Source organism: Micromonospora endolithica (assembly GCF_003626595.1).
GTDB classification, from domain to species: Bacteria; Actinomycetota; Actinomycetes; order Mycobacteriales; family Micromonosporaceae; genus Micromonospora; species Micromonospora endolithica.
In genome coordinates, this window is sequence record NZ_RBAK01000010.1 from 41,942 (window position 1) to 63,462 (window position 21,521).

Below are 21,521 nucleotides of genomic sequence, written 5' to 3' on the forward strand. Positions count from 1 at the left end.
GAAGGGACGCGGTGTTCGGACAGGCGAACGTCCTGGCACAGGGCGAGGCAGCATTCCCTCCCAGCGTGGAGGATTTCTACCTGCCCAGCATCGTGCCGTGGGGTGCGGAGAACTCGTACTGGTTCACCAAGATCACGGCGATGGTCTGGCTGGCCGTCGGTCTGTTGATCATCTTCTTCCTGGTGACCTACCGGAAGCCGCAGCTGGTCCCGACGAAGAAGCAGTGGCTCGCCGAGTCGATCTACGGCTTCGTCCGGAACAACATCGCGGTCGACATGATCGGGCACCGTGGGGTGGCGTTCGCGCCGTACTTCACCACGCTGTTCTGCTTCATCCTGCTGACCAACTTCTTCGCGATCGTGCCCGGTCTGCAGATCTCGCCGAACTCGCACATCGCCTTCCCGGCCTTCCTCGCCGTGATCAGCTACGTGATGTTCATCTGGGTGGGCATCCGGCACCACGGCGCGGGCAAGTTCTTCAAGAACTCGCTGATCCCGCCGGCGCCCTGGTACATCCTGCCGCTGCTGATCCCGATCGAGCTCTTCTCGACCTTCATCGTCCGGCCGTTCTCGCTGGCCGTCCGTCTCTTCGCCAACATGTTCGCCGGCCACATGCTGCTGCTGGTGTTCACGCTCGGCGGCTTCGCGATGCTGAACGCCAACGTCTGGCTCGCGCCGGTCTCGCTGCTCTCCTGGCTGATGACCGTCGCGCTCACCTTCCTCGAGTTCCTGGTGATCTGCCTCCAGGCCTACGTCTTCACGGTTCTGACCGCGAGCTACGTCCAGGGCGCGCTCGCCGACGAACACTGATCCACCGGGTCGGCGCTCGCGAGCGCTGTTCCACCCGGATCGGCGCTCGCGAGCGAGCAATGATCCACCTCGCACCACCAGTTGTCGTCCCGCGTGACCGTCACGCGTGATAACCAGGAGGAACCCACTAATGGACATCTACGCCGCGGTAGAGGGCAGCACCGCCGCCATCGGCTACGGTCTCGCGGCCATCGGCCCGGGCATCGGTGTCGGCCTGGTCTTCGCCGCCTACATCCAGTCGACCGCCCGCCAGCCGGAGTCGTCGCGGATGACCCTGCCGTACGTCTGGATCGGCTTCGCCGTGATCGAGGCGCTCGCGCTGCTGGGCATCGCCTTCGGCTTCATCTGGTCCGGCGCCTGATCCCCCTCTGACCGGGAGGTCTCTCATGTTCTTCCTCGCCGCAGAGGGTGGTGAGACGAGCCACAACCCGATCGTTCCTGTCTGGCAGGAGCTTGTGGTCGGTGGCGTCGCCTTCGCCGTTCTCTGCTTCGTGCTGATGAAGTTCGTCTTCCCCCGGATGGAGCAGACGTTCCAGGCTCGGGTCGACGCGATCGAGGGTGGCATCAAGCGTGCCGAGGCCGCCCAGGCCGAGGCGAACCAGCTGCTCGAGCAGTACCGGGCGCAGCTCGCCGAGGCGCGTACCGACGCCGCCAAGATCCGGGACGACGCCCGGGCCGACGCCGAGGGCATCCGGCAGGACGTCCTCGCCAAGGCGCGGGAGGAGTCCGACCGGATCATCGCGGCCGGCAAGGAGCAGCTCGCCGCCGAGCGGGCCACCATCGTGCGCGAGCTGCGCACCGAGGTCGGCACGATCGCGGTGGACCTGGCCAGCAAGATCGTCGGTGAGTCGCTGGCCGACGAGGCGCGCCGCAAGGGCACCGTCGACCGGTTCCTGAGCAACCTCGAGAGCACGGGGGCCCGCTGATGCAGGCCGCCAGCCGGGAGTCGTACAAGGTCGCGGCCGAGCGCCTCGACGCGTACGTCCGCGGCGCGGAGCCGTCGGCGGTGACCTCCACCGCCGACGACATCCTCTCCGTCGCCGCGCTGCTGCGGCGCGAGCCGCGGCTGCGCCGGGCGCTGTCCGACCCGGCCCGTTCCGGCGAGGACCGTGCCGGTCTGCTCAACGGGGTCTTCGGCGGCAAGATCAGTGCCGAGGCGCTCGACCTGCTCGCCGCGCTCGTCGCCGGCCGTTGGTCGGCGCCGTCGGAACTCCTCGACGGCGCCGAGCGACTGGGCGTCGAGGCGCTCCTGGCGAGCGCCGACTCCGCCGGTGAGCTGGGCGAGGTCGAGGACGAGCTGTTCCGCTTCGGCCAGGTCGTCTCCGGCTCGCCGGAGCTGTCCAACGCGCTCGCCGACCCGGCGGTCCCGGCGGAGCGGCGGGCGACCCTGGTCGACCAGTTGCTCGCCGGCAAGGCCCGACCGATCACCGGCTATCTCGTCGGGGTCGCGCTCGCCGGGTTCGGGGGACGCCGGTTCACCGGGGCGCTCACCCGGCTGGTCGAGCTCGCCGCCGACCGGCGGGACCGGCAGGTCGCCTACGTGACCGTGGCCGCCCCGCTGAGTGACGACGAGGAGCGACGCCTCGGTGCCCGCCTCTCCGCGATGTACGGTCGGGAGGTCTCCGTCAGGCAGACGGTCGACCCCGAGGTGCTCGGCGGGGTGAGCGTGCGGGTCGGCTCCGACCTGTACGACGGCACCGTCCTGCGCCGCCTCAACGAGACCCGCAACGCGCTCGTGAAGCGCTGACCGGCTGCACCGCTCAGCGCCCCAGATAGACGCCATTCGGACCGGTCGGTACTAGGTATCCCGGGCCCCTGAATTTTAAGGAAGCAGAGGATGGCCGAGCTGACCATCTCGACGGAGGAGATCCGCGGCGCCCTGGAGCGCTACGTCTCCTCCTACTCGTCCGACGTCTCCCGCGAGGAGGTCGGGACCGTCTCCGACACCGGCGACGGGATCGCGCACGTCGAGGGCCTGCCCTCGACCATGACCAACGAGCTCCTCGAGTTCGAGGACGGCACGCTCGGCGTGGCGCTGAACCTCGACGTGCGGGAGATCGGTGTCGTCGTCCTCGGTGACTCCGCCAAGCTGGAGGAGGGGCAGCGCGTCAAGCGCACCGGCCGGGTGCTCTCGGTGCCGGTCGGCGACGCCTTCCTCGGCCGCGTGGTGGACGCGCTCGGCCAGCCGATCGACGGGCTCGGCGAGATCGCCAACGAGGGCTTCCGCGAGCTGGAGCTCCAGGCGCCCAACGTGATGGCCCGGCAGTCGGTCTTCGAGCCGCTGCAGACCGGCATCAAGGCCGTCGACGCGATGACCCCGATCGGTCGTGGCCAGCGTCAGCTGATCATCGGCGACCGGAAGACCGGCAAGACCACGGTCGCCCTGGACGCGGTGCTCAACCAGCGCGACAACTGGCGGTCCGGCGACCCGAAGAAGCAGGTCCGCTGCATCTACGTCGCCATCGGCCAGAAGGCCTCCACGATCGCCTCGATCAAGGGCGTCCTGGAGGAGGCGGGCGCGATGGAATACACCACCATCGTCGCCTCCCCGGCGTCCGACCCGGCCGGCTTCAAGTACCTCGCCCCCTACACCGGCTCGTCCATCGGGCAGCACTGGATGTACGGCGGCAAGCACGTCCTGATCATCTTCGACGACCTCAGCAAGCAGGCCGAGGCGTACCGCGCCGTGTCGCTGCTGCTGCGTCGCCCGCCGGGCCGTGAGGCGTACCCGGGTGACGTCTTCTACCTGCACTCCCGCCTGCTGGAGCGCTGCGCGAAGCTCTCCGACGAGCTGGGTGGCGGCTCGATGACCGGTCTGCCGATCATCGAGACGAAGGCCAACGACATCTCGGCCTTCATCCCGACCAACGTCATCTCGATCACCGACGGCCAGATCTTCCTGGAGACCGACCTGTTCAACCAGGGCGTCCGGCCGGCCATCAACGTCGGCACCTCGGTCTCCCGGGTCGGTGGCGCCGCGCAGGTGAAGCCGATGCGGAAGGTCGCCGGTTCGCTGCGGCTGAACCTGGCCCAGTACCGGGAGCTGGAGGCGTTCGCCGCCTTCGCCTCCGACCTGGACCGGGCCTCGCAGAACCAGCTCGCCCGTGGGTCCCGCCTGGTCGAGCTGCTCAAGCAGGCGAACTACTCGCCGTACCCGGTGCAGGAGCAGGTCGTCTCGGTCTGGGCCGGCGTCGAGGGCAAGCTCGACGACATCCCGGTCGGCGAGGTGCGGCGCTTCGAGTCGGAGTTCCTCCAGTACCTGCGGCACAAGCACGAGGGCACCCTCGCGGCGATCGCCGACAACAAGTGGGACGACGACATCATCGGCACGCTGGACTCGGCGATCAGCGAGTTCAAGAACGTCTTCCTGGGCAAGGAGGACGAGCGTCGGATCAACGAGGCCCCGGCCAAGCCGCTCGAGGGCGAGGAGAACCGCGAGACGGTGACCCGCTTCCGGGACGGTTCGACCGACCGGCCGGCAGAGTAGGGCTGACGCATGGCGGCCCAGGTACGCGTCCTTCGTCAGCGGATCCGCTCGGCGAAGGGGATGAAGAAGATCACCAAGGCGATGGAGCTCGTGGCGACGAGCCGCATCGCCAAGGCCCAGGCCCGGGTGGCGGCGTCGCTGCCGTACGCCCAGGCCATCACCGGTGTGCTCACGGCGCTGGCGTCCAACGCCCGGATCGACCACCCGCTGCTGACCCCGCGCGAGCGGGTGCAGCGGGCCGGCGTCCTGCTGATCAGCGCCGACCGCGGTCTGGCCGGCGGTTACAGCTCCAACGCGATCCGGACCGCCGAGTCGCTGGTCGCCCGGCTCAAGGCCGACGGCAAGGAGCCGGTGCTCTACGTCATCGGGCGCAAGGGCGTCACGTTCTACCGGTTCCGCAACCGGGAGATCGCGGCGAGCTGGACGGGCTTCTCCGAGCAGCCGACCTTCGCCGACGCCCGCGAGGTGGGTGAGACGCTGATCAAGGCGTTCACCGCCGGCGCGGACGACGTGGACGGCACCGCCGGGGCGGACGGCGTGCTGGGTGTGGACGAGTTGCACATCGTCTACACCGAGTTCAAGTCCCTGATGACCCAGAACCCGGTCACCAGGATCATCGGCCCGATGCAGGTCGAGGACCGCCCGCGGTCCGAGGGGCTGCTGCCGGCGTACGAGTTCGAGCCGGAGGCGGAGGCGCTGCTCGACGCGCTGCTGCCGAAGTACATCAACACGCGGATCTACGCGGCGTTGCTGGAGTCGGCGGCGAGTGAGTCGGCGGCCCGTCGGCGGGCGATGAAGAGCGCCACCGACAACGCCGAAGAGATGATCGAGAAGTACACGCGTGAGATGAACTCGGCCCGCCAGGCCGGGATCACCCAGGAGATCAGCGAGATCGTCGGCGGCGCGAACGCGCTGGCCGCGTCGGGAAGTGAAGTGTGATGACTGCACCAGTGGAGACCAAGATCGCCACGGGTCGCGTGGTCCGGGTCATCGGCCCGGTCGTCGACGCCGAGTTCCCGCGCGACGCCATGCCGGCCCTGTTCAACGCCCTCAAGGTGGACGTGAACCTGTCCGGCGGTGAGAAGACGCTGACCCTGGAGGTCGCCCAGCACCTGGGTGACAACATGGTCCGCGCCATCTCGATGCAGCCGACCGACGGCCTGGTACGCGGCGCCGAGGTGCGCGACACCGCCGGCCCGATCCGGGTGCCGGTGGGCGACACCGTCAAGGGGCACGTGTTCAACGCGATCGGCGAGTGCCTCAACCTGACCGAGGGCGAGACCCTCAACCCCGACGATCACTGGGGCATCCACCGCAAGGCCCCGGCCTTCGCGGACCTGGAGCCGAAGACCGAGATGCTGGAGACCGGCATCAAGGTCATCGACCTGCTCGCCCCGTACGTCAAGGGCGGCAAGATCGGCCTCTTCGGCGGGGCCGGCGTGGGCAAGACGGTGCTCATCCAGGAGATGATCACCCGGGTGGCCCGGAACTTCGGCGGTACCTCGGTCTTCGCCGGCGTGGGTGAGCGCACCCGTGAGGGCAACGACCTCATCGCCGAGATGACCGAGTCCGGCGTCATCGACAAGACCGCGCTGGTCTACGGCCAGATGGACGAGCCGCCGGGCACCCGGCTGCGCGTCGCCCTGTCCGCGCTGACCATGGCGGAGTACTTCCGGGACGTGAAGAAGCAGGAGGTGTTGCTCTTCATCGACAACATCTTCCGCTTCACCCAGGCCGGTTCGGAGGTCTCCACCCTGCTCGGCCGGATGCCGAGCGCCGTGGGTTACCAGCCGACCCTGGCCGACGAGATGGGCGAGCTCCAGGAGCGGATCACCTCCGTCCGGGGCCAGGCCATCACGTCGATGCAGGCGATCTACGTGCCGGCGGACGACTACACCGACCCCGCCCCGGCCACCACGTTCGCCCACCTGGACGCGACCACCAACCTGGAGCGGTCGATCTCCGACAAGGGCATCTACCCGGCGGTGGACCCGCTGGCGTCCTCGTCGCGGATCCTCGCCCCGGAGTTCGTCGGCGAGGAGCACTTCCAGGTCGCCACCGAGGTGAAGCGGATCCTGCAGCGCTACAAGGACCTGCAGGACATCATCGCCATCCTCGGTATCGAGGAGCTCTCCGAGGAAGACAAGATCACCGTGGCCCGGGCCCGGCGGATCGAGCGCTTCCTGTCGCAGAACACGTACGCCGCCGAGCAGTTCACCGGCGTACCGGGTTCGACCGTCTCGATCGCCGAGACGATCGAGGCGTTCAAGAAGATCAGCGAGGGCGAGTACGACCACTTCCCCGAGCAGGCGTTCTTCATGTGCGGCGGTCTCGAGGACCTGGAGCGCAAGGCCAAGGAACTGATGTCGGAGGGCTGAGCCCCAGCCCTGACCTGAAGGCCGCCCCGGTGCACGCCGGGGCGGCCTTTCGGCGTCCGGGGGGGCGGGGCCGTCCCGCCACCCGGTTTCGTGCTCGGCGATCATGCGGAACGCGAGGTACCGTCGATCCCGCGCTCCCCCGAGCGTGGATCCTGCAACCATTCGGCTGCGTGCGCCCGTCTCCTCTTCGTGGGCGTGACGAACAGGAGATGCTCGTGGTTAAGGCCGGCAAGGGCGGCGGGAAGCCGTCCGTGTGGTCTGGCGTGCCGAGGTGGGCCCGGGTCTGCACCGTCTTCGGCGCCGTCCTGACACTGCTCAGCGGCGTGGTCCTGATCGGTGCCGAGGTGCTGATGGCCCGCTACGAGGGGGCGGTGGGCAAGGCCGATCTCTTCGGCGACCAGGCGGCCGGCGCCAAGGAGCGCAAGAGCGACATCAAGGGCCCGCTCAACATCCTGCTGGTCGGCATCGACCCGCGTAAGCCGGAGACGCCGCCGCTTGCCGACTCGGTCATGGTGCTGCACGTGCCGGCGGGGCTGGACCGGGCATACCTGTTCTCCCTGCCGCGTGACCTCTACGTGCAGATCCCGGCGTTCGCCAAGGGGGGCTACGGCGGCGGCCGGAACAAGTTGAACGCGGCGATGTCGTTGGGCAGCCGCAAGGAGGGGCAGAACCCGGACGCGGCGCAGGGTTTCGAGCTGCTGGCGAAGACGGTGCAGCAGGAGACCGGTATCCCGCGCTTCGACGCCGGCGCGATCATCAACTTCAGCGGCTTCGTCAAGATCGTGGACGCGATGGGCGGCGTCACGATGAACATCGAGCGCGAGGTGCGCTCGGAGCACCGCGAGCCGGACGGCACCCACCGGGAGCTGCGGCCGGGCGGCGGCGGCTACCTCGGTCCGCAGGCGGTCTACGAGAAGGGCCGCCAGCACCTCAAGGGGTGGCAGGCGCTGGACTACGTGCGGCAGCGCTACGAGAAGAACGGCGTCCCGGACGGCGACTACGGCCGTCAGCGTCACCAGCAGCAGTTCGTCAAGGCGATGGTCAGCCAGGCGTTCAGCGCGGACGTGGTGACCAACCCGATCAAGCTGGACAAGGTGCTGCGGGCCGCCGGCCAGTCGCTGATCTTCAGCGGCCGGGGGAACAGCGTGGTCGACTACGGCCTGGCCCTGAAGGGGCTCCGGCCGGATGCCATCCAGATGATCAAGTTGCCCGGCGGTGGCGTCATCGAGAACGGGGAATACCTGGGCGAACGGTTCGAGCCCGCGGTGGACGACTTCTTCACCGCGCTCAAGAACGAGCAGCTGGACGCGTTCCTGCTCGAGCACCCGAGTTTCCAGAACAAGGCCAAGTAGGCGTGGCGCAGCTCTCGCCACCCGCGTTTCGGGCGCTCCGGCGGCGGGACTAGACTTTCGACAATCCGCCCGCCGCAGCAAGGAGACAGCGTGGCACAGCAGCTTCACGTCGAGCTCGTAGCCGTCGAGGAGAAGGTCTGGTCCGGCGAGGCCGAGATGGTCGTCGCCCGGACGACCGAGGGTGAGCTGGGTGTGCTGCCGGGGCACGCGCCCCTGCTCGGCCAGCTCGCCGAGCCCGGCCAGGTCCGGATCAAGCTTCCCGGTGGCGAGCAGGTGTCCTACGAGGTCGCCGGCGGCTTCCTCTCGGTGAGCGCCGAGGGCGTCACCATCCTGGCCGAGAGCGCCACCCCGGTCTCCGCCGCACAGAGCCGCTGAGTCGTTCCGCCGATGGGGATCGTCGAGGGGTTCGGGATCTGCTTCGCCGTGATCCTCGGCGCGCTCCTGATTCTCTTCGTCCGGCGGGCGCTGGTCACCCGCAGCGGGGGCATCATCCGGCTCAGCGTCCGGACCTCCACCATGCTCGACGGGCGGGGCTGGTCACCCGGCTTCGGCCGGTTCGCCGGCGACGAACTCCGGTGGTACCGGATGTTCAGCTTCGCGCTGCGCCCCAAGCGGGTGCTCTCCCGGAAGGTGCTGGCGGTGGAGCGACGGCGGCTCCCCGAAGGGCAGGAACGGTTCTCCATGCCCGCCGACTGGGTGATCCTCCGCTGTACCAGTCAACACGCCCCGGTGGAGATCGCGATGGCCCGATCCACCGCCACCGGGTTTCTCTCCTGGCTTGAGGCCGCCCCTCCGGGGGCGGTCTCGCCACGTCTGGCCTCCCAGGACTGGCCCGCGGCCTGACCCGGCCCGCGTCCGTCGCGGTCAGCCATCCCCCGGCCCGTTCCGCCGGGACCACCCGGCACCCCCTCAGCCGGTACGCCGGACCGGCCGCCGGCAGTGGTACACCAGCGCTGGCGGGACGTTGCCCCACACCGTGCGCCCCACGGTCACCTCCTCGAACAGGCCCTCCAGGAGCCTCCGGAACGTCCGCGCCGGCGGTGTCACCAGCGCATGCCGGTAGGCGAAGGTGGTGAACACGCCACTGCCGCCGAGCGCTCCCACGACGGCGTGGAGGATGTCCCGCTGACGCTCCGCCCGGAACGCCGCCCACGGCAGCCCGCTCACCACGAGATCCGCGTACGGGTGGCGTTCGGCGGCGAGCAGGGCCCCGAGCGCGGCGGCGTCGGCGGCCAGCACCCGTACGCCCGGGTGCCGTTGAGCCAGCCGCGCGGCGAACCGCGGGTTCACCTCCACGGCCAGGTGGTGACCGCGACCGCCGAGCCGCTCCCGAAGCGTGCGGGTGAAGGCACCGGTGCCCGGCCCCAGCTCCACCACCACCGGATGCCCGGTCCGGGGGACCGCGGCGGTGATGTCCCGGGCGAGCCGTGTCCCGCTGGGCAGGGCCGCGCCGACGGCGAGCGGATGGCGGACGAACTGGGTGACGAAGGTCGGCAGATCGTTGATCACGCTCATGGGCGCTAGCCGCGGTGTCGGGCCGGGGGCCTCGTGCCGACAGGCGGCCTGGCGGCCACCCGGAGGAGGGGCGACGGCCACCGGGAGGACCGGTGGGGGGCGATCGGATCCGTATGGTGGCCAGGTGACGGGCGGTCGAATGCGCTGGTGGCCCGAGCTGCCGATCGGCCTGGTGCTGGCCGGTCTCGGCCTCGGCGCCAACTGGCTCGCGCCACCCGGCTTGCCGCGGCAGGAGTGGGCCGGCGTGTTCGGCGTCGCCGCCGGCCTGCTGATCGTCTGCGTACGCCGGTTTCCGTGGGTGGTGCTGGTGGCCGAGTGCGTGCTGCTGGTGGTGGCGGACACGGTGACGCCGACCGGTCCGGACACGGCACAGGTCGCGGCGGCGGTGGCACTCGGCTACCTCGCCTACCGCGCCGGGCGGCGTGCCACCACGGCCGCCTTCCTGCTGTTCTTCGCCGTGACGATCGTCAACGTCGTGGACCCGGGCAACCCCGGGTTGCTCTCCGGCGCCGAGGGTGCGATCCGCCTGGTGATGCTGGCCGGCATCGCCGCTGCGCCGGTCGCGTTCGGCCGGTACGTGCGGGGCGTGCGGCACGCGACGCGGGTGGCCGAGGAGCGGGCCCGGGAGGCGGAGGCGCGCCGGTGTGTGGAGACCCGGGCGGCCCGGCTGGCCGAACGGGCGGGCATCGCCCGGGACCTGCACGACATCGTCGCCCACCACATCGCGGCCGTCGCGTTGCGCGCCGGCTCGGCCCGGTTCGCGGTGCAGCACACCGGGGACACGGCCGAGGCGGTGGCCGCGCTGGGCGAGGTGCGGGACACCGCCGGGCAGGTCCTGGACGAGCTGCGCGCCCTGTTGGAGGTGCTCCGCGACCCGGAGGCGGTGGAGAGCGACGGCGGGCAGGTCGAGCCGGAGCAGATGATCCGGGACGCGGCACGCCTGGTCCGGGACGCCGGCGTGGCGGTGCGGGTGACGGTCTCCGACGCGTTGGCCACCGCGCCGCTGGTGGTGCGGACGACCGCCGCGCGGGTGGTGCGCGAGGGCCTCACCAACTCGCTCAAGCACGCCGGGCCGGGCGCCGCCGCCTCGGTGGACGTGCGGGCCGGCGACGGCGAGCTGGTGATCGAGGTGCGGGACAGCGGCCCGGTGCGGCTCCGCCCGGCCCTGCCGCCGTCCGGGTACGGGCTGAGCGGGATGCGGGAACGGGTGGGGCTGCTCGGTGGCACGCTGTCCGCCGGGGCCACGGCCGGTGGCGGATGGTGTGTCCGGGTCCGGCTGCCGACGAGGGAGAACATGTGATCAGGGTGCTCGTGGTGGACGACCAGGCGCTGGTCCGCGCCGGGGTGGGACTTCTGCTGCGTACGGCGGGCGGGTTCGACGTGGTGGGCGAGGCCGGTGACGGGCTCGACGCGGTCCGGCTCGCCGAGCGGCTGCACCCGGACGTGGTGCTGATGGACCTGCGGATGCCCCGGTTGGACGGGGTGGAGGCGACCCAGCGGATCCTGGACCGGCAGCCGGCCGTCCGGGTGCTGGTGCTGACCACCTTCGCCGAGGACGCCGACGTCTATGGGGCGCTCGGTGCGGGCGCGATCGGATACCTGGTCAAGGACGGCGCCCCGGAGGACCTGATCGAGGCGGTCCGCCGCGCCGTCCGGGGCGAGCCGTTGGTGGCGCCGCCCGTTCTGGCCCGGATCCTGCACCGGGCGATGGTCGCCCATCGTGACGAGCACCGGCCGGCGCGTCGGCACGCCGCGGACCTGGGTGTCCTCAGCCCCCGGGAGCGGGAGGTCCTGGCGCTGGTCGGCGCGGGCATGTCGAACGCGGAGATCGGCATCCGGCTGCACCTGGGCGTCACCACCGTCAAGACCCACGTGTCGGCCGCGATGGAGAAGCTGCACCTGCGCAACCGGGTCCAGGCCGCGGTGGTGGCGCACCGGCTCGGACTCGTCGACGACGACTTCAACCCTCGGCCCGGTCCGGGGTCTCCCTAGGGAGGGGACCGGCCACCCGGAGGACCCGGGGCGGCCGGCGGAACGACGGCGGAGCCGCCACGGCGCGGCAGGCTCGATGACGTGAGCATCGTGGATTCCCTGTTCGGCCGGATCGGCGATCTGCCGCCGGGCTACCTGCTGCTGGCCGCCGCGGCGGTGCTCGCCGCCGAGGTGGGCCTGCTCGCCGGGGTGGTGCTGCCGGCGGCGACCACCATGCTGACAGTCGGGCTCCTGGCCCGCGACGGGCACCTTGACCTCGGCGTCGTACTCCTGGTGACCACCCTGGCCGCGTTCACCGGAGACCAGCTCGGCTACCTGGAGGGCCGGTTGTTGGGCCCCCGGGTGCGGGACGGCTGGCTGGGCCGCCGGATCGGCGCGGACCGCTGGCGGCGCGCCGAGCGACTGATCGCCGAGCGGGGCGGCCCGGCGGTTCTGCTGGGCAGGTGGACGGCGTTCGCGCGAACGTTGGTGCCACGGCTGGCCGGGGCGGCCGGCCTGTCGTACCGCCGCTTCGTCCTCTTCGACGGTGCGGCGGTGGTGGTCTGGGTGCCGGGCACGGTGCTGCTGGGCTGGGCGGTGGGCGGCGTCCCCACCGGGCTGCCGGCCGCCGGCGGGGTGGGCCTGGTCGCGGTGGTGATCGTCGTGATCGTGCTGTCCCGCCGGGCGCGTCGGGCCGGCGGTGGGCCGGCCCGCCCACCCGGCCCACCGGACCCGCCGGTCCGGATAGGCGAGGTGTCGGATCAGGCGGTCCGGGCCGGCGGGGCGACACCCCGGACGCGGGCGGAACCCTTCCACGGCAGGTGCGTGGTGGGGACCGCGATCTTCCGCGATCGGGCCGCGCTCCGGCGTCGGCCGGGAGCTGGCCGGACGGGACCGGTCCGCCGCGGCGCCGGCCGTCGCCGGGACGGTTGACCGTTCCCGCCGCCCGCCGTCAGGGCCGGCGGCCGGGTCACGGTCGCCCGGCGACCAGCTCGACCTCGTACCCCTGCTCGTCGGTCAGGTAGGCCGCGTAGGTCCCGGGCCCGCCCGCGTGCGGATGCCGATCCGGGAAGAGCAGCGACCACCCGTGCGCCGGCGCGGCCGCGACCAGCCGGTCCACCGCGGCCGGCGGGCCCGCGTGGAAGGCCAGGTGGTTGAGGCCGGGCGCGCGCCGGTCGTGGGTCCGGCCGGAGAGCGCGGGAGACTCCTCCATGACCAGGTACGTCGGACCGAGCCGCCAGGAGCGGCCAGCCGGCCACTCCTGGTACGGCGTCCAGCCCAACTCGCCGAGAAGCCAGCCCCAGGCGCGCATCGCCGCGCCGAGATCGGGGACCCACACCTCGACGTGGTGCAGCCCGCCGGTGGTCAGCGGTTACCGCCGGGGACCCATAGCACATCTCCGTCCGGATTTGCCGTTCTTGACAGGATAAAGAGCAGATCGGAGAGCCGGTTGAGATACTTTGCCGGGAGAGGGCTGGTCCGATCGGGGTCGTGCGCCACCAGGGCCCACGCGGCACGCTCGGCGCGCCGGGCGACCGTCCGCGCCACGTGCAGCAGCGCCGCACCCGCGGTGCCGCCGGGGAGGATGAAGGAGTCGAGCTTGCTCAGGCGCGCGTTGTACTCGTCGCACCAGCCCTCGAGGCGCTCGACGTACGCCTCGGTGACCCGCAGCGGCGGGTACTCCGGGTCCGGCTCGACCGGGGTGGCCAGATCGGCGCCCACGTCGAACATGTCGTTCTGGATCGACCCCAGCACCGACCGCAGCTCGTCGTCGAGCTGTCCGAGGGCGAGCGCCACGCCGATCGCGGCGTTGCACTCGTCGACATCGGCGTACGCGGCGATTCGCGGGTCGGTCTTCGGCACCTGCTCGTTGTTGCTCAGCCTGGTCATGCCGGCGTCGCCGGCCTTGGTGTAGATGCGCGTGAGGTGGACGGCCATGACGCACAGCCTACGGATACCGGACCTGACGATCCCGGCGCGGCCCGACCCGGCCGTCGCCTGGCCGCCCGGGGTGGGGCCCGGCGACGCGGGTGACCCGGCGGTCAACGACGTCGACGTCATCCGGGTCCCCGGGGACGCCCGGCTGGCCGGCACCGTGCACGTGGTCGGCGCCAAGAACTCCGCCCTGAAACTGATGGCTGCCGCCCTGCTCGCCCCGGGACGCAACGTGATCACCAACGTTCCCCGGATCACCGACATCGCGATCATGGGGGAGGTGCTGCGTCGGCTCGGTTGCGGCGTACGGTTCGACGCCGACGACCCGGTCGACCCGATGGTGGCCCTCGGCGGGTTGGCCCGCTCCCGGTCGGTCACCATCGACGTGCCCGACACCCCCGGCGCCGAGGCCGACTACGACCTGGTACGCCGGCTGCGCGCCTCGATCTGCGTGCTCGGCCCGCTGCTGGCCCGGCGGGGGCACGTGCGGGTGGCGCACCCCGGTGGTGACGCGATCGGCTCGCGCGGACTGGACATGCACGTCTCCGGGCTCACCCGGATGGGCGCCGACATCTCGGGGGAGCACGGCTTCGTCATCGCCTCCGCGCCGGGCGGGCTGCGCGGCGCCGAGATCGTGCTCGACTTCCCCAGCGTGGGCGCGACCGAGAACCTGGTGATGGCGGCGGTGCTCGCCGACGGCACCACGGTGATCGACAACGCGGCCCGGGAGCCGGAGATCGTCGACATCTGCACGATGCTCAACCAGATGGGCGCGCTCATCGACGGGGCCGGCACCTCCACCCTGACCATCGTCGGGGTGCCCGCCCTGCGGCCCGTACGCCATGCCACGGTGGGGGACCGGATCGTCGCCGGCACCTGGGCCTTCGCGGCCGCGATGACCCGGGGCGACGTGACGGTGACCGGCCTGGACCCGGCGTTCCTGGAGATCGCGCTGGACAAGCTGGTCTCCGCCGGAGGGCTGGTGGAGACCCGGGCGGACGCCTTCCGGATCCGGATGGACGACCGGCCGCGCGCGGTGGACGTGGTCACCCTGCCCTATCCGGGCTTCGCCACCGACCTGCTGCCGATGGCGATCGGCCTGGCCGCGGTCAGCGACGGGGCGTCGCTGATCACCGAGAACATCTTCGACGGCCGGTTCATGTTCGCCAACGAGATGATGCGCCTCGGCGCGGACATCAAGACCGACGGCCACCACGCCGTGGTACGGGGACGCGACCGGCTCTCCGGCGCCCCGGTCCGCGCCACCGACATCCGCGCCGGCGCCGGTCTGATCATCGCCGGGTTGTGCGCCGACGGGGTCACCGAGGTGTCCCACGTGCACCACGTCGACCGGGGCTACCCGGATTTCGTGGCGGACCTGCGGGCGCTCGGTGTCGAGGTCGAACGGGGCACCGGCCCCGAGGAGCCCGAACTGTCCATCTGACCCGTCACCACCGGGGCCTTAGCAGTCGTTCAGGCTCGCCGACTAGGGTCTGTGTCGAAGTCCCCGGCCAGGGGCTTCGACACAGACCCTAGGGTGCTGACAGACACTCTTACTGGCGAGGGAGAAGCAGATGGCGGGTCGACTCGCGGTCGTCGGGGCCGGGCTGATGGGCTCGGGTATCGCCCAGGTGGCGGCGCAGGCGGGCTGGCAGGTGACGCTGCGGGACCTGGACGACGCGGCCACCGGGCGCGGCCTGGCGGGGATCCGGAAGTCGCTGGAGAAGTTCGCGTCCAAGGGCGCCATCGAGGCGTCCTCGGTCGAGGAGACCCTGGCCCGGATCACCCCGACCACCGACCTGGAGGCGGTCGCCGACGCCGACATCGTGGTCGAGGCGGTCTTCGAGCGGCTGGACATCAAGCACGAGGTGTTCCGCGCGCTGGACAAGATCTGCAAGGCCGACGCGGTCCTCGCCACCAACACCTCGGCCATTCCGGTGACCCAGATCGCCGCCGTCACCGAGCGGCCCGAGGCGGTCGTCGGCACCCACTTCTTCTCGCCGGTGCCGATGATGAAGCTCTGCGAGCTGGTGCGCGGCTACAAGACCAGCGACCAGACGCTGGCCACCGTGAAGGCGTTCGCCGAGGAGATCGGCAAGACCGTCGTGGTGGTCAACCGGGACATCGCCGGCTTCGTCACCACCCGGCTGATCGCCGCCCTGGTCGTCGAGGCGGTCAAGCTCGTCGAGTCCGGCGTGGTCTCCGCCGAGGATCTGGACACCGCCTGCCGGCTGGGCTTCGGGCACGCCATGGGCCCGCTGGCCACCACCGACCTGACCGGCGTGGACGTGCTCCTGCACGCCTCGAAGAACATCTACACCGACACCGCGGACGAGAAGTTCTTCCCGCCGGAGCTTCTCCAGCGCATGGTCACGGCCGGCGACCTGGGCCGCAAGACCGGCAAGGGCTTCTACACCTACTGAGGGTGTAAGGAAGGGCCCCTTCTTAACGCCTGGTGTAGAGGAAGGGCCCCCTTTTAACGCGCCTGGTCCCGCGCGCGGGCGGGCGGGCTGTTAACAGGGGGCCCTTCCTCTACCGGAGGCGTTAAGAAGGGGCCCTTCCTTACACCTCAGCCGTCGCGCTTGGTGGTCCAGCGGAAGGTGGTCAGGCAGAGCACCAGGCCGATCACGCACCAGAGGACGAGAACAAGGGCGACCCGGTCCAGCTCGAAGGACCCGCCGGGCTCCCGGGCGCCGAAGGACTCCGGCAGGAACACCGACCGCAGCCCCTGACACATCCACTTGAGCGGGAACAGCGCCGCGACCTGCTGCATCCAGCTCGGCAGTTGGGTGAAGACGAAGAACACCCCGGAGATGAACTGGAGGACCAGGGCGACCGGGGTGACCACGGCCGAGCCACTGCGGGCGGTCCGGGCCAGTGACGAGATGGCGATGCCGCACAGGGTGCACGCGGTGACGCCGAGCACCGACACCCAGCCGAACGTCAGCCACTTCGCCGCCGTGGCGGGCAGGTCCAGGTCGAACAGTGCGACCGACACGGCCAGCAGCAGCGCGGTCTCCGCGATGCCGATCACCACCACCATGATCACTTTGCCGGCGAACCAGACCCACTTCGGCATCGGCGTGCCCCGGTAGCGCTTGAGCACCCCCCGGTCCCGCTCGATCGGGATCCAGATGCCCAGGTTCTGGAAACTCACCGTCATCAGACCGGTCGCGATCATGCCGGTGATGAAGTACTGCGTGTAGCTGACCCCCGGCGCGATCTCGTCGCTGAAGATCGCCGCGAAGATCAGGATCATGATGATCGGGAAGCCCATCGTGAAGACGACGGACTCCCGGCTGCGCAGGAACTGGGTGATCTCCAGGCGGCCCTGTCGCAGGGCGAGACCGCCCGGCCCGATCCGCCGGGCCGGCGCGGCGGCGACCGGCGTCGCCGGCTTGGTCGTGGTGGTCATCAGTGTCCGATCATCCGCAGGTAGATGTCCTCCAGGGTCGGCCGGGTCACCGTCAGACCCGGGACCTCGCCGCCGAAGCGCGCGGCCAGGTCGGCCACCAGCGCCGTCGGCGTCGCACTCTGCGCCGTTTCGACGGACCCCTCCGGCGTACGCCAGGAGACCGTCGCCAGGGCGTCCTGCCGGTTGCCGAGCCGGTTCGGCGGCGCGACCTCGACCAGCCGGCCGCCGGCGATGACGCCGACCCGGTCTGCCAGCGACTCGGCCTCGTCCAGGTAGTGCGTGGTCAGCACGATGGTGGTGCCGGCGGCCGCCAGGTCCCGGATCAGCTCCCAGAACTCCCGGCGTGCCTCCGGGTCGAAACCGGTGGTGGGCTCGTCGAGGAAGAGCAGCTCGGGACGGCCGATGATGCCCAGCGCGACGTCCAGCCGGCGCTTCTGGCCGCCGGAGAGGGTGTGCGTGCGGGCCTTCGCCTTGTCGCCCAGCCCGACCCGCTCGACCACCTTGTCCGGGTCGTCGGCGTCGGCGTAGAAGCCGGAGAAGTGCCGGACCACCTCGGCGACGGTCAGCTCGTCGAACTCCCCGGTGCCCTGGAGCACGATGCCGACCCGGGCCCGCCAGTCGGCCGTCGGCCGCTCGGGGTCGCTGCCGAGCACCGACACCTCGCCCGAGTCGCGGCGGCGGTAGCCCTCCAGGATCTCCACGGTGGTGGTCTTCCCGGCGCCGTTCGGACCGAGCAGGGCGAACACCTCGCCCCGGTGGACGTCCAGGTCCACGCCGGCCACCGCGACGTTGTCGCCGTACGCCTTGCGCAGCCCCCGGACGGAGATCGCCAGCTCGTCAGCCATGCCGTCAAGTGTGCGGCCTGGCGGTGACCGCGCGACGTCCGGGGTGTGGCGGTCCGGGCCAGCTCGCGCACTCTGCACCCGGATGTGCGCCACATGGACCTGTGTGGTTTTCCACAGCCCAGGTGACTGAACGGTAACTTAGACTCCGGCCATGGACGAGAAGGCTCTCCCGGGACGGCTGCCGGAACGCGACCGCCCGTGGGTGATGCGCACGTACGCCGGGCACAGCTCGGCCGCCGCGACGAACGCGCTCTTCCGCCGCAACCTGGCGAAGGGGCAGACCGGCCTGTCGGTCGCCTTCGATCTCCCCACCCAGACCGGATACGACCCGGACCACGAGCTGGCCGCCGGCGAGGTCGGTCGGGTCGGCGTGCCGGTGGCGCACCTCGGCGACGTGCGGGCCCTCTTCGACGGCATCCCGCTGGCCGACATGAACACCTCGATGACGATCAACGCGCCGGCCATGTGGCTGCTCGGCCTGTACGGCACCGTCGCCGCCGAGCAGGGCGCCGACCTGGTCCGCTGCGCCGGCACGACGCAGAACGACATCATCAAGGAGTACCTGTCCCGGGGCACCTACATCTTCCCGCCGGCCGCGTCGCTGCGGCTGACCGCCGACGTCATCGCGTACACCCTGCGCGAGATGCCGAAGTGGAACCCGGTCAACATCTGCTCGTACCACCTTCAGGAGGCCGGCGCGACGCCGGTGCAGGAGGTCGGGTTCGCCCTCGCCACAGCGGTCGCGGTGCTCGACGCGGTCCGCGACTCCGGTCAGGTGCCGGCCGAGCGGATGGGCGACGTCGTCCAGCGGATCTCGTTCTTCGTCAACGCCGGCGTGCGGTTCGTCGAGGAGATCGCCAAGATGCGGGCCTTCGGCGCGCTCTGGGACGAGATCACCCGCGAACGGTACGGCGTCGAGAACCGGAAGCAGCGCCGCTTCCGCTACGGCGTGCAGGTCAACTCCCTCGGCCTCACCGAGGCGCAACCGGAGAACAACATCCAGCGCATCGTGCTGGAGATGCTCGGCGTCACCTTCTCCCGCGACGCCCGGGCCCGCGCCGTGCAACTGCCCGCCTGGAACGAGGCGTTGGGCCTGCCCCGCCCCTGGGACCAGCAGTGGTCGCTGCGCATGCAGCAGGTCCTCGCGTACGAGTCGGACCTGCTGGAGTACCCGGACCTGTTCGAGGGCTCGCACGTGATGACCGCGTTGGTCGACGGCATCGTCACCGGTGCCCGCGTCGAGCTGGACAAGGTGCTGGAGATGGGCGGCGTGGTCACCGCCGTGGAGACCGGCTACCTCAAGAGCGCCCTGGTCGCCTCGCTCGCCGAGCGACGCCGGCGGATGGAGAACGGGACCGACGTGGTGGTCGGCGTCAACCGGTACACCGAGACCGAGCCGTCGCCGCTGACCGCGGCCGGTGCCGAGGCCGTCGAACAGGTCGACCCCGCCGTCGAGGCCGCCGCCACCGCCTCCGTACGCCAGTGGCGTGCCGGTCGGGACGCGGCGGCGGTGGACGCGGCACTGACCCGGCTCCGCGCGGACGCCGCGACCACGACGAACCTGATGGACGCGACGCTCGCGTGCGTGCGGGCCGGGGTGACCACCGGCGAGTGGGCCGGCGCGCTGCGCCAGGTCTTCGGCGAGTACCGGGCACCGACCGGCCTCGCGGGCGCGGCCGGGGCCGGCGGGGACGCGACCCTCGCCGGGGTCCGGGAACGGGTCGCCGGCACGGCCCGCGAACTGGGCAGCGGCCGGCTGCGGCTGCTGGTCGGCAAGCCGGGCCTGGACGGGCACTCCAACGGCGCCGAGCAGATCGCGGTACGCGCCCGCGACGCCGGCTTCGAGGTCGTATACCAGGGCATCCGGCTGACCGCCGGGCAGATCGTCGCCGCCGCCGTCGAGGAGGACGTCGACCTGGTGGGCCTCTCGGTGCTCTCCGGTTCGCACCTGGCCGCCGTACCGGCGGTGCTCGACGGGCTGCGCGCCGCGGGACGAGGGGACCTGCCGGTGGTGGTCGGCGGCATCATTCCCGCCGGGGACGCCGAGGCGCTGCGCGCCGCCGGAGTGGCCCGGGTGTTCACGCCGAAGGACTTCGCGCTCACCGGCATCATCGACGAACTCGTGACCGTCGTCCGCGAGTCCAACGGCCTCGGGGTGTAAGGAAGGGGCCCCTGTTAACGCCTGGTGTTGTACAGGGGCCCCTTCCTAACAACGGTGCCGTTCGGCGACGCGTTTCCGAGTCAGCGGCCGGCGTAGGTCAGCGGCCGGTGTAGGTCATGCAGTCGGCCAGGTCGTTGTCCGGGCCGACCTTGATCGCCGACGCGTGGCACTCCAGCTGCTCGTTGTGCCGGCAGTCCGCGCGCTGGCAGGCGCCGACCTGCGCGATCTGGCCGTCCACCCCGGCCCGCATCGATGGCATCTCGATGAAGGTATGGCAGTGGGCGTGGTCCATGCTGCCGATCGTGATGGCGAAGGCGTGGCAGTCGCCTGTGTGGTTGTACGCGCAGGCCGCGACCACGCATTCCTGGACGCGGGGCATCTCCATCGCTGCGGTCATGCCAACCTCCTCTAGGGTCTTGCCCCGATTTTAGGCTTTTGGGTGGCTTCGGGGGTCGGACTTCGACCCGCCCACCCGATCAGGCTCCGTCCTCCGGCAGAGCGCTCCGTGTGTTCGACTAGGTTCGCGAACCGCTCTGATTGTCTGTCTTGTGGTATTAGCATGACTAATGTCCAATATTGCGCGGATCTTTGTGGGGAGACGCGCCAAGACCGGCCCGCTTGGGGTGGTTGTCGGGTTCGGGGGTGTGGTCGGGGGCACCCCGGTGGCGGAATGCCGACCGGGCCGGGGTCGTTACACCATGCGGACGATCGAGTAGCACCCCCGACCTGCGGTTCTCCGCAGGGATCCGAGGGGGTCCGGGCCCCTCCGGGAATGGGGGTGGCCGGCCGGTCGTTGGATCCCCCCGACGCCACGCACCGGGCATCCCCCTGCTCGTGACACGCGTGTGCCGAATCTTCTTCCGAACGCCCACGCCCTTTCCCCCTGTGGTGTGGGTTGTCGACCCCCGAATGGAGCTTCTGTGATGAACACGATCATGCGTAAGAGCGTTCTGGGTATCGCTGGTCTGGCCTTCGCCGGTGGCATGTTCGCCGGCCCCGCCACGGCGCACGCCGCGACTCCGGTCGACGCCGCCCCGGTCGCGGTGGCGGTGCAGGCCGACAAGCCCGACACGAACAAGCTGATCCCGCACGGTGTGCAGGGCGCGCAGTCGCGGATCGACCTGTCCGACGAGCAGACCGCCAACGTCAAGGCGATCATCGCCGCGACGAAGAAGGCCGGCATGGACGAGCGCGCCGCGGTCGTGTCGATCGCCACCGCGTTGCAGGAGTCGAAGCTGGAGAACCTGGGTCACCTGGGTGACCGCAACGACCACGACTCGCAGGGCCTGTTCCAGCAGCGCCCCACCTCCGGCTGGGGCACCGTGGAGCAGATCACCGACCCCGAGTACTCCACCCTGGCGTTCCTCAAGGGCCTCAAGCAGGTCGACGGCTGGCAGGACATGCCGCTGACCGAGGCCGCGCAGACCGTGCAGGTGTCGGCCTACCCCGACCACTACGCCCAGTGGGAGCAGCAGGCCGCCGACCTCGTCGCCGAGCACTGGAACACCTGACAGCTTTCCTCCAAGGGGGAACAAGGCCGCTGGCCGGCACCCGAAGATCCGGGTGCCGGCCAGCGGCATCTGTGCGTGCAGATCTTGGACAGTTACCGTCCCGCCGGAACAGAAACTGTCCAAGATTCACATTGACGCCCAC

Annotated in this window: 23 protein-coding genes; 17 read left to right on the plus strand and 6 right to left on the minus strand. The window is 70.9% G+C overall.

Annotated elements, in window-relative coordinates; genetic code table 11:
* Nucleotides 1–11 precede the first annotated feature (11 nt).
* From atpB to D7223_RS22830, 10 genes are all read left to right on the plus strand, one after another.
* Nucleotides 12–809 carry a F0F1 ATP synthase subunit A gene (gene atpB, locus D7223_RS22785; protein ID WP_120730470.1) on the plus strand — a complete coding sequence of 266 codons (798 nt, stop codon included), beginning with the start codon at nt 12–14 and terminating at the stop codon, nt 807–809.
* Between the two features lie 130 nt (nt 810–939).
* The gene (locus D7223_RS22790; RefSeq protein WP_120730471.1) at nt 940–1,170 is read left to right on the plus strand and encodes an ATP synthase F0 subunit C; all 231 of its coding nucleotides are present in this window, start codon (nt 940–942) and stop codon (nt 1,168–1,170) included.
* A 25-nt stretch (nt 1,171–1,195) separates the two neighbouring features.
* The gene (locus D7223_RS22795; RefSeq protein WP_120730472.1) at nt 1,196–1,735 is read left to right on the plus strand and encodes a F0F1 ATP synthase subunit B; all 540 of its coding nucleotides are present in this window, start codon (nt 1,196–1,198) and stop codon (nt 1,733–1,735) included.
* Nucleotides 1,735–2,556 carry a F0F1 ATP synthase subunit delta gene (locus tag D7223_RS22800; protein WP_120730473.1) on the plus strand — a complete coding sequence of 274 codons (822 nt, stop codon included), beginning with the start codon at nt 1,735–1,737 and terminating at the stop codon, nt 2,554–2,556. Before D7223_RS22795 ends, D7223_RS22800 begins: the two co-directional genes overlap by 1 nt.
* A gap of 90 nt (nt 2,557–2,646) precedes the next feature.
* Nucleotides 2,647–4,296: a F0F1 ATP synthase subunit alpha gene (gene atpA, locus D7223_RS22805; RefSeq protein ID WP_120730474.1), complete on the plus strand. Its 1,650-nt coding sequence runs from the start codon at nt 2,647–2,649 to the stop codon at nt 4,294–4,296.
* 9 nt (nt 4,297–4,305) lie between these two features.
* Nucleotides 4,306–5,235: a F0F1 ATP synthase subunit gamma gene (locus D7223_RS22810; protein ID WP_120730475.1), complete on the plus strand. Its 930-nt coding sequence runs from the start codon at nt 4,306–4,308 to the stop codon at nt 5,233–5,235.
* Nucleotides 5,235–6,674, plus strand: coding sequence for a F0F1 ATP synthase subunit beta (gene atpD / locus D7223_RS22815; RefSeq protein ID WP_120730476.1), 1,440 nt, complete (start codon nt 5,235–5,237; stop codon nt 6,672–6,674). The genes D7223_RS22810 and atpD overlap by 1 nt, the downstream gene beginning before the upstream one ends.
* Before the next feature lie 209 nt (nt 6,675–6,883).
* Nucleotides 6,884–8,026, plus strand: a complete 1,143-nt coding sequence (locus tag D7223_RS22820; protein ID WP_120730477.1) for an LCP family protein — start codon at nt 6,884–6,886, stop codon at nt 8,024–8,026.
* Between the two features lie 90 nt (nt 8,027–8,116).
* Nucleotides 8,117–8,401, plus strand: coding sequence for a F0F1 ATP synthase subunit epsilon (locus D7223_RS22825; protein ID WP_120730478.1), 285 nt, complete (start codon nt 8,117–8,119; stop codon nt 8,399–8,401).
* A 12-nt stretch (nt 8,402–8,413) separates the two neighbouring features.
* A complete protein-coding gene (locus D7223_RS22830) occupies nt 8,414–8,869 on the plus strand; it encodes a DUF2550 domain-containing protein (RefSeq protein WP_120730479.1) in 456 nt (151 codons plus the stop codon).
* 66 nt (nt 8,870–8,935) lie between these two features.
* Here D7223_RS22830 and D7223_RS22835 read toward each other — a convergent pair whose 3' ends face one another.
* Nucleotides 8,936–9,541: a class I SAM-dependent methyltransferase gene (locus D7223_RS22835; protein ID WP_120730480.1), complete on the minus strand. Its 606-nt coding sequence runs from the start codon at nt 9,539–9,541 to the stop codon at nt 8,936–8,938.
* A 124-nt stretch (nt 9,542–9,665) separates the two neighbouring features.
* Here D7223_RS22835 and D7223_RS22840 point away from each other — a divergent pair, with 124 nt between their 5' ends.
* From D7223_RS22840 to D7223_RS22850, 3 genes are all read left to right on the plus strand, one after another.
* Nucleotides 9,666–10,841, plus strand: a complete 1,176-nt coding sequence (locus D7223_RS22840) for a sensor histidine kinase (RefSeq protein WP_147252692.1) — start codon at nt 9,666–9,668, stop codon at nt 10,839–10,841.
* Nucleotides 10,838–11,533, plus strand: a complete 696-nt coding sequence (locus tag D7223_RS22845) for a response regulator (RefSeq protein ID WP_120730482.1) — start codon at nt 10,838–10,840, stop codon at nt 11,531–11,533. Before D7223_RS22840 ends, D7223_RS22845 begins: the two co-directional genes overlap by 4 nt.
* 81 nt (nt 11,534–11,614) lie before the next feature.
* Entirely contained in the window at nt 11,615–12,445 is an 831-nt protein-coding gene (locus D7223_RS22850) for a DedA family protein (RefSeq protein ID WP_120730483.1), read from the plus strand.
* 37 nt (nt 12,446–12,482) lie between these two features.
* Here the strand turns inward: D7223_RS22850 and D7223_RS22855 are convergent, their stop codons facing one another.
* Together D7223_RS22855 and D7223_RS22860 are read right to left on the minus strand one after the other, a co-directional pair.
* The gene (locus D7223_RS22855) at nt 12,483–12,881 is read right to left on the minus strand and encodes a VOC family protein (RefSeq protein WP_120730484.1); all 399 of its coding nucleotides are present in this window, start codon (nt 12,879–12,881) and stop codon (nt 12,483–12,485) included.
* Nucleotides 12,878–13,450 (minus strand): cob(I)yrinic acid a,c-diamide adenosyltransferase, encoded by a 573-nt coding sequence (locus D7223_RS22860; RefSeq protein ID WP_120730485.1) that lies wholly within the window; start codon nt 13,448–13,450, stop codon nt 12,878–12,880. The genes D7223_RS22855 and D7223_RS22860 overlap by 4 nt, the downstream gene beginning before the upstream one ends.
* On the opposite strand from D7223_RS22860, the gene murA reads away from it, so the two are divergent.
* Both murA and D7223_RS22870 read left to right on the plus strand, forming a co-directional pair.
* A complete protein-coding gene (murA, locus tag D7223_RS22865) occupies nt 13,449–14,891 on the plus strand; it encodes a UDP-N-acetylglucosamine 1-carboxyvinyltransferase (RefSeq protein WP_120730486.1) in 1,443 nt (480 codons plus the stop codon). The genes D7223_RS22860 and murA overlap by 2 nt on opposite strands.
* A gap of 130 nt (nt 14,892–15,021) precedes the next feature.
* The gene (locus tag D7223_RS22870) at nt 15,022–15,870 is read left to right on the plus strand and encodes a 3-hydroxyacyl-CoA dehydrogenase family protein (RefSeq protein WP_120730487.1); all 849 of its coding nucleotides are present in this window, start codon (nt 15,022–15,024) and stop codon (nt 15,868–15,870) included.
* 146 nt (nt 15,871–16,016) lie between these two features.
* Here the strand turns inward: D7223_RS22870 and D7223_RS22875 are convergent, their stop codons facing one another.
* Together D7223_RS22875 and D7223_RS22880 are read right to left on the minus strand one after the other, a co-directional pair.
* Nucleotides 16,017–16,862 (minus strand): ABC transporter permease, encoded by an 846-nt coding sequence (locus tag D7223_RS22875; RefSeq protein WP_120730488.1) that lies wholly within the window; start codon nt 16,860–16,862, stop codon nt 16,017–16,019.
* Nucleotides 16,862–17,707: an ABC transporter ATP-binding protein gene (locus D7223_RS22880; RefSeq protein ID WP_120730489.1), complete on the minus strand. Its 846-nt coding sequence runs from the start codon at nt 17,705–17,707 to the stop codon at nt 16,862–16,864. The genes D7223_RS22875 and D7223_RS22880 overlap by 1 nt, the downstream gene beginning before the upstream one ends.
* A gap of 151 nt (nt 17,708–17,858) precedes the next feature.
* Here D7223_RS22880 and D7223_RS22885 point away from each other — a divergent pair, with 151 nt between their 5' ends.
* Nucleotides 17,859–19,868, plus strand: a complete 2,010-nt coding sequence (locus D7223_RS22885; protein WP_120730490.1) for a protein meaA — start codon at nt 17,859–17,861, stop codon at nt 19,866–19,868.
* Between the two features lie 97 nt (nt 19,869–19,965).
* Here the strand turns inward: D7223_RS22885 and D7223_RS22890 are convergent, their stop codons facing one another.
* Entirely contained in the window at nt 19,966–20,265 is a 300-nt protein-coding gene (locus tag D7223_RS22890) for a DUF1540 domain-containing protein (RefSeq protein WP_120730491.1), read from the minus strand.
* Between the two features lie 526 nt (nt 20,266–20,791).
* Between D7223_RS22890 and D7223_RS22895 the strand changes: the two genes are divergently transcribed.
* On the plus strand, nt 20,792–21,379 hold the full coding sequence (locus D7223_RS22895; RefSeq protein WP_120730492.1) for a hypothetical protein: 588 nt from the start codon (nt 20,792–20,794) through the stop codon (nt 21,377–21,379).
* Nucleotides 21,380–21,521: the final 142 nt, after the last annotated feature.

Bases quoted from the DNA above. Each gene is read 5' to 3' on its own strand.
- D7223_RS22790 (WP_120730471.1), top strand. From the start codon at position 940: ATGGACATCTACGCCGCGGTAGAGGGCAGCACCGCCGCCATCGGCTAC.
- D7223_RS22795 (WP_120730472.1), top strand. From the start codon at position 1,196: ATGTTCTTCCTCGCCGCAGAGGGTGGTGAGACGAGCCACAACCCGATC.
- D7223_RS22800 (WP_120730473.1), top strand. From the start codon at position 1,735: ATGCAGGCCGCCAGCCGGGAGTCGTACAAGGTCGCGGCCGAGCGCCTC.
- atpA (WP_120730474.1), top strand. From the start codon at position 2,647: ATGGCCGAGCTGACCATCTCGACGGAGGAGATCCGCGGCGCCCTGGAG.
- D7223_RS22810 (WP_120730475.1), top strand. From the start codon at position 4,306: ATGGCGGCCCAGGTACGCGTCCTTCGTCAGCGGATCCGCTCGGCGAAG.
- atpD (WP_120730476.1), top strand. From the start codon at position 5,235: ATGACTGCACCAGTGGAGACCAAGATCGCCACGGGTCGCGTGGTCCGG.
- D7223_RS22820 (WP_120730477.1), top strand. From the start codon at position 6,884: ATGCTCGTGGTTAAGGCCGGCAAGGGCGGCGGGAAGCCGTCCGTGTGG.
- D7223_RS22830 (WP_120730479.1), top strand. From the start codon at position 8,414: ATGGGGATCGTCGAGGGGTTCGGGATCTGCTTCGCCGTGATCCTCGGC.
- D7223_RS22835 (WP_120730480.1), bottom strand. From the start codon at position 9,541: ATGAGCGTGATCAACGATCTGCCGACCTTCGTCACCCAGTTCGTCCGC.
- murA (WP_120730486.1), top strand. From the start codon at position 13,449: ATGACGCACAGCCTACGGATACCGGACCTGACGATCCCGGCGCGGCCC.
- D7223_RS22860 (WP_120730485.1), bottom strand. From the start codon at position 13,450: ATGGCCGTCCACCTCACGCGCATCTACACCAAGGCCGGCGACGCCGGC.
- D7223_RS22870 (WP_120730487.1), top strand. From the start codon at position 15,022: ATGGCGGGTCGACTCGCGGTCGTCGGGGCCGGGCTGATGGGCTCGGGT.
- D7223_RS22875 (WP_120730488.1), bottom strand. From the start codon at position 16,862: ATGACCACCACGACCAAGCCGGCGACGCCGGTCGCCGCCGCGCCGGCC.
- D7223_RS22880 (WP_120730489.1), bottom strand. From the start codon at position 17,707: ATGGCTGACGAGCTGGCGATCTCCGTCCGGGGGCTGCGCAAGGCGTAC.
- D7223_RS22885 (WP_120730490.1), top strand. From the start codon at position 17,859: ATGGACGAGAAGGCTCTCCCGGGACGGCTGCCGGAACGCGACCGCCCG.
- D7223_RS22890 (WP_120730491.1), bottom strand. From the start codon at position 20,265: ATGACCGCAGCGATGGAGATGCCCCGCGTCCAGGAATGCGTGGTCGCG.
- D7223_RS22895 (WP_120730492.1), top strand. From the start codon at position 20,792: ATGAACACGATCATGCGTAAGAGCGTTCTGGGTATCGCTGGTCTGGCC.